The following is a 13,032-nucleotide window of genomic DNA, read 5'->3' on the forward strand; positions in this document are numbered from 1 at the left end:
CGCCGGCGGCATCAGCGGAGCCCACATCAACCCGGCGGTGACTCGAACTTCATGCCGGTGATCGGCCACACGAAGGTGTTACCGCAGCTGCTCGGGGAGACCCAGCAGTTGATCTCCGAGGCCTGGCAGAAGATCGGTTGAGCTGGCGAGGGGGACCGGCCGGAGGTGCTGCCCGGTCCCCCTCGACGGTTGGCTCAGGGGCGCCGCTCGGCTTCGATCTCCAGGGAGACCTTGATCTTGTCGCCGACCACGGCGGTGTTGTCCGGTCCGACGCCGAAGTCGCGGCGGTCCAGGGCAGTGGTGGCGGACAGGCCGATCAGGCCGTTTTCGCTGATACCGTTCAGCTCGGTTCTCAACGAGACCGGCTTGGTCACCCCGTGCAGGGTGAACTCGCCGTCGATCACGAATTCGTCGTCCTCCTGCCGGATGCCCGTGGACCGGAAGGTCGCGGTCGGGTAGTTCGCCACGTCCAGGAAGTCGGCGTTGCGCACGTGGGCGTCCCGGTCCGGCATGGCGGTGTCGATCGAGCCGGTGCTGATCGTTGCGGTCACCGAGGAGTCCAGCGGGTTCTCCGCGGTGACCAGTTCGCCGGAGAAGTCCGTGAAGCGGCCCTTGGTCTTGGCGATTCCCATGTGGCGGACCGAGAATTCGATCGCGGAGTGCGCCGGGTCGATGTCCCAGGTGCCGACCTCGTAGCCCGGGATCGTGCTGCTGGCGGTCATTGGAAGCCTCTTTTCGCGTTCGGCGAGTGAGCGGGTGCTCACCCAGCAGAACAAATTTGAAGCTTCAACAATTCCGGGTGTGGGCGACACCACGGAATCCGTGTCGGCTCGAGCTGGTGAAGAAATTTTCGATCAGGATGGTTACTGTGCAACAGCAGTGACCAAAGATCGATAAACTGACGGTCTGGCGATGCTTAACATTTTTGCGCGGGATTCGATCTCTCGGTTAACCGACCCGGTCGGAGCCAGCTTGGTCCGACTCGGGCTGACGCCGAACGCGGTAACGGTGACCGGTGCGGTCGTCAGCACCGGTGCGGCGCTGTGGTTCTTCCCGCGTGGCCAGTTGTTCGCGGGAGCCGCGGTGCTCACCGTCTTCCTGCTCTTCGACCTGCTGGACGGGGCGATGGCGCGGGCGGGCGGGAAGGCCTCCCCCTACGGCGGGGTGCTCGACGCCACCTGCGACCGGATCGTCGACGGCGCCCTGTTCGGGGCGCTGGCGTGGTGGTCGCTGGTGGTGGACGGCAACTCGACGCGCGGGGCGGGGTTGCTGGTCTGCCTGGTCGCAGCGCAGGTCATCTCCTACGTCAAGGCGCGTGCCGAGGCCAACGGTTTCGACGCCAACGGCGGCCTGGCCGAGCGGGCTGAGCGGTTCATCGTCGTGCTGGTCGGCGCCGGGCTGCACGGGTTGGGCGTGCCCTACGTGCTGGACGTCGCCGTGTGGTTGCTGGTCGTGCTGTCCGCGCTGACCGTCGCGCAGCGGCTGCTGGCGGTCCGCCGGAAGTACGTCGCCACGCGGCAGGGGTAGGGCTCCCTACCGCTGCGCGGTGACGCTCTCCGGGGCGGGCTCGTAGCTGCCGAAGTGCCGGGTGAAGGTGGCGCTCCCGGAGCTGAGCGAGCGCACATTGACCGAGTACCGCACCAGCTCGCTGGCGGGCACGTGCGCTCGCACCACGGTCCAGCCGGGGTCTTCCGGTTCGGTGCCGACGACCTTCCCCCGGCGGCTGGACAGGTCGCCCAGCACCGCGCCCAGGTATTCATCGGGGATGCGCACGGTGATCTCGTCCACCGGCTCCAGCGTGATCAACCCGGCCTGCTCGGCGGCTGCTTTCAACGCGAGCATCCCCGCGGTCTGGAAGGCGGCGTCGGAGGAGTCGACGCTGTGCGCTTTCCCGTCCACCAAGGTGACCCGCAGGTCCACCAGCGGAACGCCGTCGTGGATGCCCTTCTCCATCTGGGCCCGCACGCCCTTCTCCACGCTCGGGATGAACTGCTTGGGCACGGCACCGCCCACCACCCGGTCGCGGAACTCGAAACCGGAACCCCGCGGCAGCGGTTCGACTTCGATGTCGCAGATGGCGTACTGGCCGTGTCCGCCGGACTGCTTGACGTGCCTGCCGTGTCCTTTGGCCGGTCGGGCGAACGTCTGCCGGAGCGGTACCCGCACCGGTTCGGTGTCGATGGCCGCGCCGCCTTCCCGGAGGCGCTGCAGCACGACGTCGGCGTGCGCTTCGCCGGTGCACCACAGCACCAGCTGGTGGGTTTCGGTGTCCCGCTCCAACCGCAGGTTGGGGTCGGCGGCGACCAACCGGCTGAGGTTGCGGGCCAGGGCTTCCTCGTCGCTGCGGGAGTGGGCCACCACCGCCACGGGCAGCAGCGGGTCCGGCAGCGGCCACGGTTCGAGCAGCAGCGGGGTCTCCGGATCGGAGAGCGTGTCACCGGTTTCCGCGGAGTTGAGCTTGGTCAGCGCGCAGATGTCGCCCGCCGTGCAGTGGGGGACTTCTCGGAGGGTGCCCCCGAGCGGGGAGTACAGGTGGGCGACCTTCTCGTTCTCGTCGTGCTCCGGGTGTCCGCGTTCGGCTTGGCCGTGGCCGGAGACGTGGACCGCCCGGTCCGGGCGCAGCGTTCCGGAGAACACCCGGGCCAGCGAAACTCGCCCGACGTAGCTGTCCGCCGCGGTGTGCACCACTTCGGCGGCGAAGGGGCCTTGCGGGTCGGGGGTGAGCTGGCGCGGGTTGTTCCCCTGGGGATCGGTGAACTCCGGGAGTTCCCGCTCCAGGGGAGAGGGGAATCCGCGCACGATCCCGTCGAGGACTTCCGCGAGTCCGACGCCGGTCAGCGAGCACGCCGGCAGCACCGGGTGCAGGCCTCCGCGGGAGACCGCCTTCTCCAGGTCTTTGATCAGGGTCGGTTCTTCGATCTCCTCGCCGGCGATGTAGCGGTCCATCAAGGACTCGTCTTCGCTCTCGGAGATGATGGCTTCGACCAGTTCTGCTTGCCACTGCGGCAGGTCTTCCGGGGTGCCACCGGTTTCCCGGGGTTGCCCGTAGGTGGTTCCGGTGAGCACTCCGAGCAGTCCGGCGACCTCCCCGTCCGTCCCGTGGCGGGGTAGGTACAGCGGGATCACGCCGAGGCCGAAGGCTTCCCGGCAGGACAGCAGCGCGGCGTTGAAGTCCGCGCGCGGTTGGTCGAGCCGGGAGATGACCACGGCGCGGGGCATGCCGACCCGGGCGCACTCCTTCCACAGCGCCCGGGTGGCGGCGTCCACTCCTTCCACGGCCGAGACCACGAACAGGGCGGCGTCGGCGGCCCGCAGGCCCGCTCGCAGTTCTCCGATGAAATCGGCGTACCCGGGCGTGTCCAACAAGTTGATCTTGTAGGCGCCGTGTTCGACCGGAGCCACCGACAGGGACACGGACCGCTGCTGCTCGATCGCGGCGGGCTCGTGGTCGCACACCGTGGACCCTTCGGTCACCGACCCCGCCCGCGGGATCGTCCTGGTGTGCGCCAGCAGCGCTTCGACGAGCGTGGTCTTGCCGGAGCCGGAGGGGCCGACCAGTGCGACGTTGCGGATCAGCGCCGGATCTGACGGCGCCGGGGCCGGCCGGGTCCCGGCTGTGACGGTTTGTTTGCTCCCCATGGTTTCCCCCTGCTGTTCCCGCTGTGAGACCGAGCACACACCTGGTGCGCCGGGAGTGCAAGGCCACCTGGGGCGATAGGGCCACCGAAGAAAAGTGGCCTACTGAAATGAGCCTCAATTGGCCCGTGCGAATGGTCCAGTTTTCTCGTAGCGTCGGCCTCGAGAAGCGAGCCAGTCCGAGGAGAGGTTGTCGGTGACTACCGTCCAGTCCGATCAGGAGCCCACCACCGCCCGCAAGTCCGGCACCGACGGGGTGAAGCGCGGGATGGCCGAGATGCTCAAGGGCGGGGTGATCATGGATGTGGTGACTCCGGAGCAGGCCAAGATCGCCGAGGACGCCGGCGCGGTGGCGGTCATGGCGCTCGAGCGGGTTCCGGCTGACATCCGGGCCAACGGTGGTGTGGCCCGCATGTCCGATCCCGGTCTGATCGAGGAGATCATCAACGCGGTCTCCATCCCGGTGATGGCCAAGGCGCGGATCGGCCACTTCGTGGAAGCCCAGGTCCTGCAGGCGCTCGGCGTGGACTACATCGACGAGTCGGAGGTGCTCACCCCGGCGGACGAGGACCACCACATCGACAAGTGGGCGTTCACCGTCCCGTTCGTCTGCGGCGCCACCGATCTCGGCGAAGCGCTGCGGCGGATCTCCGAGGGAGCGGCGATGATCCGCTCCAAGGGTGAGGCCGGCACCGGCAACGTGGTCGAGGCCACTCGGCACATGCGGCGCATCCGCAGCGACATCCGCAAGCTCGCCGCGCTCGAGGAGGACGAGCTCTACGCGGCGGCCAAGGAGTTGCGCGCCCCGCTGCCCCTGGTCCAGGAGGTCGCCCGCACCGGGAAGCTACCGGTGGTGCTGTTCACCGCGGGCGGCATCGCCACCCCGGCCGACGCGGCCATGATGCGGCAGCTCGGGGCCGAAGGCGTCTTCGTCGGCTCGGGCATCTTCAAGTCCGGGGACCCCGCCAAGCGGGCCGCGGCGATCGTGAAGGCCACGACCTTCTACGACGATCCGGACGTGATCGCCAAGGTCTCCCGCGGCCTGGGCGAGGCGATGGTCGGCATCAACGTCGATTCGCTGCCGGAGGCGGCCCGGTACGCCCAGCGGGGTTGGTGACCCGACGCCGTTGACCGAGCTGGCCGCCGGGGTCACCGGTCAGCTCGGTCAGTGGTGCTCCATCGCCAGCACGGCGGTGGTGCCCGGCTGCAGGGCCTGGTAGACGTGCGGCACGTCGCCGGAGAACGAGATGTAGTCGCCGGGCTCGAGCTCCACCGGGCATTCCGCCGGGCCGGTCAGCATCCGGCCGCTGGTGACGATCACGTGCTCGACGGTTCCCGGGATGTGCGCGTCGGCCTTCCTGGTGCCGCCCGGCTCCAGTTCCAGGGTGTACAGGTCCCGGCGCGCGCCGGCCGGGCATGCCGACAGCAGCGCGGCGGCGTAGGGCGACTGCTCGGAGCGGACCATCGGCACCTCGCCGGCGCGGATCACCCTCACCTGCGGAGCAGGTGGCTCCACCAGCCTGCTGAAGGGCACGCCGAGGGCCACGCCCACTGCCCACAACGTCTCCACGCTGGGGTTCCCGGTTCCGGATTCGAGCTGGGAGAGCGTGGACTTGGCGATTCCCGCGCGCTTGGCCAGTTCGCTGAGGGTCAGCCCGGCACGGTCGCGTTCCCGGCGCAGGGAAGCGGCGATGATCTCCAGCGGTGGGGTGCTGTCAGCTCTGCTCATGGCTGTTCGGTGTGTCGGTCCTTGCGTTCGTCTTGACGAACAAATGCCTTTTGTCCAGGCTAGCGAACGTGGGTTCAGCAGAGCGAACGGTTGTTCCGCTGTGGCGGGACGAACTCGTTCGGGACGTGCTCTCGATGGCCGCAGCCCTGGCCGTCGTGGCGGCTTCCCTGGGGGCCATCGCGGTCAGCAAGGGAATTCCGCTGTGGATGGTCACCCTGATGGGGTTGCTGATCTTCGCCGGCGGTTCCGAGTTCATGGCCGTGGGCATGATGGCGGCCGGGGCCTCCCCGGTCACCACCGTGCTCGGCGGACTGATGCTGAACGCCCGCCACTTCCCCTTCGGGCTGGCGGTCGGCGGACTGCTCGACGGCAGCTGGCCCCGCCGGCTGTTCGGCAGCCACATCATGATCGACGAATCGGTGGCCTTCGCCATGGCGCGGAGCGACCCGGCGGAGAAGAAGCGCGCCTACTGGCTGACCGGCGTCGTGCTGTACTGCACCTGGGCGCCGTCCATCCTCGTCGGCGGACTGGTCGGCCAGCGCATCGCGGATCCCGGGGCCCTCGGCCTCGACGCCGCGCTGCCGGCCGGACTGCTCGCGCTGATCATGCCGTCCCTGTCCGAGCACAAGACCCTGCGCGCGGTGGCCCTGGGCGCGCTGGCGGCGGTGTTGACCACACCCGTGCTGCCGGCCGGACTCCCGGTGCTGGTCGCGCTGGTCGGAATCGCTGCCGCTCTGCCGTTGCCGAAGCGAGCGAGGCGCCGGTCATGACGCTGGGTGTGATGTTCGCGATCGCCGCCGGCACCTACGCCATGCGCCTGGCCGGCCCGCTGCTGCGCGGCCGGGTCGAGTTCTCCCCCGAGCTGGAGAAGCTCATGTCCATCGCGGCCATCGCGCTGCTCGGCGCGTTCGCGGTGACCAGCGCGGTGTTCGAGGGCAGCGCGTTCGCCGGGTGGGCCCGGCTGCTCGGGGTCGCGGTAGGAGCGGTGCTGGCCTGGCGGCGGGCGCCGTTCTGGCTCGTGGTGGTCGCCGCGGCGGGCACCACCGCGCTGCTGCGGCTGGCCGGCCTGGAGTGATCGAGACCAAGGCCTCCCGACCCCGTGGCGGCGGCACGACACGCCCTATCTAAAGTCCTGCGTGCTGCTCCGGCTCAATGGTGGAGACCTCGCGCCGCCAGAGCTGTCCGGTGAGCCGGCGAAACCGGCTCTCGTCCCCGGGAGGCCGCTACGACTACCACAACGCGCTCCGAGAGAACCGCCGAGGGCTACCAGAAGGGCCTGGGCAGGCGCCAGGTCCAGATGATCGCGATGGGCGGCGCCATCGGTGTCGGCCTGTTCCTGGGGGTGGGCGGGCGCATGGCCCAGGCGGGCCCCGCGCTGGTGCTCGCCTACCTGCTGTGCGGGGTGGCCGCTTTCTTCGTCATGCGCGCCCTCGGCGAACTGGTCCTGCACCGGCCGGTCTCCGGCAGCTTCGTCGAGTACGCCCGGGAGTTCATCGGTCCCTGGGCCGGCTTCGCGGCCGGGTGGCTGTACTTCCTCAACTGGGCCGGGGCCGGCATCGCCGAGATCACCGCGGCCGGGATCTACATCAGCAAGTGGTTCCCCGACTTCCCGCAGTGGATCACCGCGCTGCTGTGCCTGCTGGGCCTGCTCGCGGTGAACCTGCTGTCGGTGCGGTTCTTCGGAGAACTGGAGTTCTGGTTCTCGACCATCAAGGTCCTGGCCATCGTGTCCTTCCTCGCCGTCGCGCTGTCCCTGGTGCTCACCGGTGCGGACGTGGGCGGCACCGCGGCCGGACCGGAGAACCTCACCGCGCACGGCGGCTTCCTGCCCGCTGGGCTCCCGGTGGTGCTGCTGAGCATGCAAGGCGTGATGTTCGCCTACGCCTCCATGGAGATGGTGGGCATCGCGGCCGGTGAAACCCGCAATCCGGAGAAGGTGCTGCCCCGGGCGATCAACAGCGTGGTGCTCCGGATCGCCGTGTTCTACGTCGGTTCCGTGGTGCTGCTGGCGATGGTGCTGCCCTGGACCGCCTACAGCGGCCAGGAGAGCCCCTTCGTCACCGTGTTCTCCAGCATCGGCATCCCCTGGGCGGGCGACCTGATGAACTTCGTGGTGCTGACCGCGGCGCTCTCCAGCTGCAACTCGGGGCTGTACTCCACCGGGCGGATCCTGCGCTCGCTGGCCCAGCGCGGCGAGGCCCCCGCCTTCACCAACCTGCTGAACTCCCGCCGGGCGCCCTACGGGGCCGTGCTGTTCACCGGCGGCGTGTTCCTGGTCGGCGTGCTGCTGAACTACGTGGTCCCCAAGCAGGCGTTCGACATCGCCACCTCGATCTCCTCCCTCGGGGTGATCGCCACCTGGGCCACCCTGCTGATCGCCCAGATGAAGCTGCGCAGCCGGGCGGAACGGGGTGAGCTGCGGCGTCCTGCCTACCGCATGCCCGGTTCGCCGTACACGAACTGGATCGTCCTGGTCTTCCTCCTCGGTATCGTTGGCCTGGCAGCTCTCTCCGAAGAGCTCGCTGTGCGGGCATCGTTCTACGCAGTGCCGGTAGTGGTGCTCGCGCTCGCTGTCGGCTGGCGAGTGGTCGCCCGCCGTTCAACCAGCCGCAGCAGTGCAGGAGAATGAGATTGTGACGACTGCTCGACCCGCGATCGGAGTCCTCGCCCTGCAGGGCGGCGTGGCGGAGCACCTCGCCGCTCTGGAGCGCAGCGGTGCGGAGGCCCGTCCGGTCCGCCGCCCGGAGGAGTTGGCCGCGGTGGACGGGCTGGTGCTGCCGGGTGGCGAGTCCACCGCGATGACTCGCCTGCTCGACAGCAGCGGGCTGCGCGAGCCGCTGGAGGACCGCCTGGCCTCGGGCATGCCGGCGTTCGGTTCCTGCGCGGGCATGGTCCTGCTGGCGCGGGACGTGGTGGACGGCCAGGAGGAAGCCGGCGGCCAGCCGGCGGTGCGCCCGTTCGGCGCCCTCGACGTCATCGTCCGCCGGAACGCCTTCGGCCGGCAGGTGGACTCCTTCGAGACCGAGCTGGAGTTCGCGGGGCTGGGCCCGGTGCACGCGGTGTTCATCCGAGCACCTTGGGTGGACAAGACCGGCGACGGGGTTGAAGTGCTGGCCCGGGTTCCGGAAGCCCCTGACGGGGCAGGCCAGCAGGAAGCCGCCGGTAGGATCGTGGCGGTTCAGCAGGGACCGGTGCTCGCCGTCGCCTTTCATCCGGAGCTGGTCAGTGGCGGTGAGCGCGTGCACCGTCATTTCGTGCAGATCGTCCGTGCGCACTGACTGACCAACCGCAGCGCGGTCGTAGAAGACGGAGGAAAGATGGCCGGCCACTCCAAGTGGGCCACCACCAAGCACAAGAAGGCCGCCCTGGACGCCAAGCGCGGCAAGCTCTTCGCGAAGCTGATCAAGAACGTCGAGGTTGCTGCGCGGACTGGCGGGGGCGATCCCGATGGCAACCCGACCCTTTACGACGCGATCCAGAAGGCGCGCAAGAACTCTGTCCCGCTGGACAACATCGAGCGCGCCCGCCGACGGGGTGCTGGTGAGGAGGCCGGTGGGGCCGACTACCAGAACGTCATGTACGAGGGCTACGCCCCCAACGGTGTCGCCCTGCTGATCGAGTGCCTGACCGACAACCGCAACCGCGCCTCCAGCGAAGTGCGCACCGTGATGAGCCGCAACGGCGGTTCGATGGCAGACGCCGGTTCGGTCGCCTACCTGTTCAACCGCAAGGGCGTCGTGCTGCTGCCGAAGAACGGTCTCAGCGAGGACGACGTCCTGGCGGCGGTGCTCGAGGCCGGTGCGGAGGAGGTCAACGACCTCGGGGAGAGCTACGAGATCCTCACCGACCCCAGCGACCTGGTCGAGGTCCGCAAGGCGCTGCAGGCGGCCGGTATCGAGTACGACTCGGCGGAGACCAACTTCCTGCCGTCGGTCAGCGTCCCGCTGGACGCCGATGCCGCCCGCAAGGTGTTCAAGCTGATCGACATGCTCGAGGACCTCGACGACGTGCAGAACGTCTACGCCAACTTCGACGTGTCGGACGAAGTCCTGCAGGAAGTCAACGCCTGATCGGGGCGGTGAGCTGTGGTGGGTCTTCCGAGCCGGAAGACCCACTGCTCCGCCCCGTCGGCCGTGGGCGGCGGTGACCGCCGGGCAGAATGGCGGCCGTGGCGGAAATGGATGAGAACCTGCGGAAGTGGTTGGTCGACACCGCGGACGAGCACGGTGCCGCGGTGCTCCACGTCCCGGGGGACGACCAGCGGGCCCCGTTCGCCTTCTCGGTGGGGGCCTGGCGCCGTTTCGGCAAGGCCGAGGTGGTGGTCATCGGCCTGCCGCAAGAGGTCGCGCACACCGTGGTCAACACCTACGTGCAGCGGGTGGGCGCCGGGGAGAAGTTCGTGCCCGGGCAGCTGTACGACCGGTTCCTGCGGGACCTGCCGGTGACCTTCGAGAAGGTGGCCAAGCAGCACTACCCGGAGTACTTCGGCAGCGCTTTCCTGGTGTACGGCGGTGACGACTTCCCAGCGGTGCAGCTGATCGTGCCCAGCCCTGACGAGGGCAAATTCCCGTGGGAGCAGGACGCTCCAGAAGGTTTCGCCACCTACCAGCCGGTGCTGACCGAGAGCGGCGCACCGGAGAGCTGGACCCCCGGCATTGACGGACCCTGAGCCGCGGGTACGACCGGAACGGGGGATGCGAGCTCCGGTGCGCTCGGTGCCGGTGTGTCGGGGTCGCCCGGCCGGAACTGATCGACTAGGGTTCGAACGAGTGTTCTGGAACGGAAGCGGGCAGGTGGCGGCGTGCGGGTGTTAGGCGTGGATCCGGGACTGACCCGGTGCGGGCTCGGAGTGGTCGACGGCGGGGCCGGGCGGCAGGTCAGCTGCGTCGCCGTGGGGGTGGCGCGCAGTCCGGCCGACCAGGAGCTGTCCAACCGGTTGCTCACGGTCGCCGACGAGGTCGAGCGCTGGATGGACGAGCACCACCCCGAGGTGGTGGCCATCGAACGGGTCTTCAGCCAGCACAACGTCCGCACGGTGATGGGGACCGCTCAGGTCTCCGGGGTGGTGGCCCTGGCCGCGGCCCGGCGCGGGCTGCCGGTGGCCTTCCACACGCCCAGCGAGGTGAAGGCGGCCATCAGCGGCTCCGGGCGAGCGGACAAGCGGCAGGTGACCGCCATGATCACCAGGATTCTGCGGTTGTCGGCCGAACCGAAGCCCGCCGACGCCGCAGACGCGCTCGCGCTCGCGGTGTGCCACCTGTGGCGTTCTCCGATGCTCAGCAAACTGGCCGCGGCCGAAGCCAGGGCGGCCGAGCTCGCCCGCAACCACAGAGCGCGGATGCGGCAGGCCCAGGCTGCTGCGCGGCCGGTGCAGGTCAGGACCGCCGCGCGAGGGGGGAATGCCCGATGATCGCTTCGGTTCGGGGCCGGGTGCTGTCGCTCGGCCTGGACCACGCCGTGATCGAAGTCGGCGGGGTGGGGATGGCGGTGCACGCCACCCCGGGAACGCTGAGCGGGTTGCGGCGCGGGGAGGAAGCCCTGCTGTGGACCTCGCTGGTGGTGCGCGAGGACTCCTTGACGTTGTACGGCTTCGCCGACGTCGAGGCCCGCGAGCTGTTCGAACTGCTGCAGACCGCCTCCGGAGTGGGGCCGAGGCTGGCGCTGGCCGCGCTGGCGGTGCTGCAGCCCGACCAGCTCTGCCGAGCGCTGGCGGACGGGGACGTGGCCACGCTGACCCGGGTGCCCGGGATCGGCAAGAAGAGCGCCGAGCGGCTGGTGCTGGAGCTGCGGGACAAGGTGGGCGCGATGAGCGCCGGCACGCCGCAGGCGGCGGCGGTGGACCACGGCCGGCTCCGCTCGGAGGTCACCGAAGCGCTGGTCAGCTTGGGTTTTTCCGCGAAGCAGGCGGAGCAGAGCGTAGAGTCGGTGCTGGCCTCCGCGAAGGGGGAATTGGACACCTCGTCGGTGCTGCGCAGGGCGTTGGCCGCCCTGGGACCGAAGTGAGCGTGGCGTGATGTACCAGGACGACACTTCCAACGAATGGTCCGGGACTGCCGATGAGGGAGTCACGCTGACCCCGCATCAGCACCCGGCGGAGCAGGACGTCGAGATGACCCTGCGCCCTCGGAAGCTCAGCGAGTTCGTCGGCCAGAAACGGGTCCGCGAACAGCTGGAGCTGGTGCTGCACGGTGCCCTCAAGCGCGGTGACCAGCCGGACCACGTGCTGTTCTCCGGTCCGCCGGGATTGGGCAAGACCAGCCTGGCGATGATCATCGCCAACGAGCTCGGTTCGGCCATCCGGGTCACCTCCGGCCCGGCCCTGGAACGGCCGGGAGATCTCGCCGCGATGCTGTCCAACCTCACCGAGGGCGACGTGCTGTTCATCGACGAGATCCACCGGGTCGCCCGGCCGGCGGAGGAGATGCTCTACCTGGCGATGGAGGACTACCGGGTGGACATCGTGGTCGGCAAGGGGCCCGGGGCCACCAGCATTCCGCTGGAGATCGCCCCCTTCACGCTGGTGGGGGCCACCACGCGGTCGGGAGCGCTCACCGGCCCGCTGCGGGACCGCTTCGGCTTCACCGCCCACATGGAGTTCTACTCGCCCGAGGAGTTGGAGCAGGTCGTCCGGCGCTCGGCCAGCATCCTGGGCGTTGAGCTGCGGGACGACGGCGCCGCCGAGATCGCCCGGCGCTCCCGCGGCACCCCGCGCATCGCCAACCGCCTGCTGCGCCGGGTCCGCGACTACGCGGATGTGCGCGCCGACGGCGTGGTGACCCGGGAGATCGCCCGGGCCGCGCTCGAGGTCTACGACGTCGACGAGCTCGGCCTGGACCGGCTGGACCGGGCGGTGCTGGGCGCGCTGGTGCACTCGTTCCACGGCGGCCCGGTCGGGATATCGACCCTGGCGGTGGCCGTCGGCGAGGAGGCCAGCACGGTGGAGGAGGTCTGCGAACCGTACTTGGTGCGAGCCGGTCTGCTGGCGCGCACTCCGCGGGGCCGGATCGCCACGGCCGCGGCCTGGCAGCACCTGGGGCTGACCCCGCCGAAGAACGTGCCGGGGAGCCAAGCGGGGCTGTTCGAGGAGGACGAATAGTCCGGGAACGACCGCCGGGTGTTCGCTGCCGGATTCGCGATCAACCGTAGTAGGGTTCCCGCCGTCTCCGGTGCGCCTGGCACACTGGAGGTTGTACATCCGAACAATTCGGGCGCAGTGCCACGGGCTGGGCCCCTGAGCGTCCGCTGAACGGAGCACAATGGAATCCCTCATTTTCCCGCTGCTGATCGTTCTGCTGGCAGTGCCGCTGTTCATGCAGGCACGCAGGCAGAAGCGAATGGTCCAGGAGCAGCAGAAGCTGCTGAACTCGCTGCAGGCCGGTGACCGGGTGATGACCACCTCCGGGCTGTTCGGCACGGTGGTCGGCACCTCGGAGGAGACCGTCGATCTGGAGATCGCTCCTGGCGTCACCACCACCTGGGTGCGGGCCGCCATCCGGGAGCGGGTCAGCGACAACGACCAGCCCACCGAGTCCGCCGGTGCCGACAGCGACGAGTCCTCCGGGGCGAAGGTGGCCGAGCCGATCGAGCAGCAGAAGAACAACTGAGGCTGCTGCCTCGCAGCCCCGTGCCCGGTGCAGGTGGCGGGGTGAGGAGTATTGTGCGGGCGC

At 69.5% G+C, this 13,032-nt stretch carries 15 protein-coding genes and 1 pseudogene; 13 read left to right on the plus strand and 3 right to left on the minus strand.

Annotated features, from left to right (window positions below; translation table 11 throughout):
• A pseudogene (locus SREC43747_RS21875) lies at positions 1-141 on the plus strand (HIT family hydrolase); the annotation flags it as partial.
• Between the two features lie 53 nt (positions 142-194).
• Here the strand turns inward: SREC43747_RS21875 and SREC43747_RS0105995 are convergent.
• Positions 195-722, minus strand: coding sequence for a YceI family protein (locus tag SREC43747_RS0105995; RefSeq protein ID WP_029720245.1), 528 nt, complete (start codon positions 720-722; stop codon positions 195-197).
• 190 nt (positions 723-912) lie between these two features.
• On the opposite strand from SREC43747_RS0105995, the gene pgsA reads away from it, so the two are divergent.
• Complete coding sequence (gene pgsA, locus SREC43747_RS0106000; protein ID WP_029720246.1) at positions 913-1,527, plus strand: phosphatidylinositol phosphate synthase; 615 nt, start codon at positions 913-915, stop codon at positions 1,525-1,527.
• Between the two features lie 6 nt (positions 1,528-1,533).
• Here pgsA and SREC43747_RS0106005 read toward each other — a convergent pair whose 3' ends face one another.
• Complete coding sequence (locus SREC43747_RS0106005; RefSeq protein WP_029720247.1) at positions 1,534-3,639, minus strand: elongation factor G-like protein EF-G2; 2,106 nt, start codon at positions 3,637-3,639, stop codon at positions 1,534-1,536.
• 193 nt (positions 3,640-3,832) lie between these two features.
• On the opposite strand from SREC43747_RS0106005, the gene pdxS reads away from it, so the two are divergent.
• The gene (gene pdxS / locus SREC43747_RS0106010) at positions 3,833-4,753 is read left to right on the plus strand and encodes a pyridoxal 5'-phosphate synthase lyase subunit PdxS (RefSeq protein ID WP_029720248.1); all 921 of its coding nucleotides are present in this window, start codon (positions 3,833-3,835) and stop codon (positions 4,751-4,753) included.
• 48 nt (positions 4,754-4,801) lie between these two features.
• Here the strand turns inward: pdxS and SREC43747_RS0106015 are convergent, their stop codons facing one another.
• Positions 4,802-5,365, minus strand: a complete 564-nt coding sequence (locus SREC43747_RS0106015; RefSeq protein ID WP_029720249.1) for a helix-turn-helix domain-containing protein — start codon at positions 5,363-5,365, stop codon at positions 4,802-4,804.
• A 68-nt stretch (positions 5,366-5,433) separates the two neighbouring features.
• On the opposite strand from SREC43747_RS0106015, the gene SREC43747_RS0106020 reads away from it, so the two are divergent.
• From SREC43747_RS0106020 to yajC, 10 genes are all read left to right on the plus strand, one after another.
• Positions 5,434-6,135 carry an AzlC family ABC transporter permease gene (locus SREC43747_RS0106020; RefSeq protein ID WP_152528328.1) on the plus strand — a complete coding sequence of 234 codons (702 nt, stop codon included), beginning with the start codon at positions 5,434-5,436 and terminating at the stop codon, positions 6,133-6,135.
• The gene (locus tag SREC43747_RS0106025) at positions 6,132-6,440 is read left to right on the plus strand and encodes an AzlD domain-containing protein (protein WP_029720251.1); all 309 of its coding nucleotides are present in this window, start codon (positions 6,132-6,134) and stop codon (positions 6,438-6,440) included. Before SREC43747_RS0106020 ends, SREC43747_RS0106025 begins: the two co-directional genes overlap by 4 nt.
• A 201-nt stretch (positions 6,441-6,641) precedes the next feature.
• Positions 6,642-7,994 (plus strand): amino acid permease, encoded by a 1,353-nt coding sequence (locus tag SREC43747_RS0106030; protein ID WP_051387755.1) that lies wholly within the window; start codon positions 6,642-6,644, stop codon positions 7,992-7,994.
• A 1-nt stretch (position 7,995) separates the two neighbouring features.
• Positions 7,996-8,643 (plus strand): pyridoxal 5'-phosphate synthase glutaminase subunit PdxT, encoded by a 648-nt coding sequence (gene pdxT, locus SREC43747_RS0106035; RefSeq protein WP_029720253.1) that lies wholly within the window; start codon positions 7,996-7,998, stop codon positions 8,641-8,643.
• A gap of 39 nt (positions 8,644-8,682) precedes the next feature.
• Positions 8,683-9,435 (plus strand): YebC/PmpR family DNA-binding transcriptional regulator, encoded by a 753-nt coding sequence (locus tag SREC43747_RS0106040; protein WP_029720254.1) that lies wholly within the window; start codon positions 8,683-8,685, stop codon positions 9,433-9,435.
• Positions 9,436-9,524: 89 nt separating this feature from the next.
• Positions 9,525-10,034, plus strand: a complete 510-nt coding sequence (locus SREC43747_RS0106045) for a DUF4262 domain-containing protein (protein WP_029720255.1) — start codon at positions 9,525-9,527, stop codon at positions 10,032-10,034.
• 132 nt (positions 10,035-10,166) lie between these two features.
• Positions 10,167-10,775: a crossover junction endodeoxyribonuclease RuvC gene (gene ruvC / locus SREC43747_RS0106050; RefSeq protein WP_029720256.1), complete on the plus strand. Its 609-nt coding sequence runs from the start codon at positions 10,167-10,169 to the stop codon at positions 10,773-10,775.
• The gene (gene ruvA, locus SREC43747_RS0106055; protein ID WP_029720257.1) at positions 10,772-11,368 is read left to right on the plus strand and encodes a Holliday junction branch migration protein RuvA; all 597 of its coding nucleotides are present in this window, start codon (positions 10,772-10,774) and stop codon (positions 11,366-11,368) included. The genes ruvC and ruvA overlap by 4 nt, the downstream gene beginning before the upstream one ends.
• Before the next feature lie 10 nt (positions 11,369-11,378).
• Entirely contained in the window at positions 11,379-12,461 is a 1,083-nt protein-coding gene (gene ruvB / locus SREC43747_RS0106060) for a Holliday junction branch migration DNA helicase RuvB (protein ID WP_029720258.1), read from the plus strand.
• 160 nt (positions 12,462-12,621) lie between these two features.
• On the plus strand, positions 12,622-12,969 hold the full coding sequence (gene yajC / locus SREC43747_RS0106065) for a preprotein translocase subunit YajC (protein WP_029720259.1): 348 nt from the start codon (positions 12,622-12,624) through the stop codon (positions 12,967-12,969).
• Positions 12,970-13,032: the final 63 nt, after the last annotated feature.

Origin of the sequence: Saccharopolyspora rectivirgula DSM 43747 (assembly GCF_000497205.1) — a bacterium.
Classification (GTDB): Bacteria; Actinomycetota; Actinomycetes; order Mycobacteriales; family Pseudonocardiaceae; genus Saccharopolyspora; species Saccharopolyspora rectivirgula.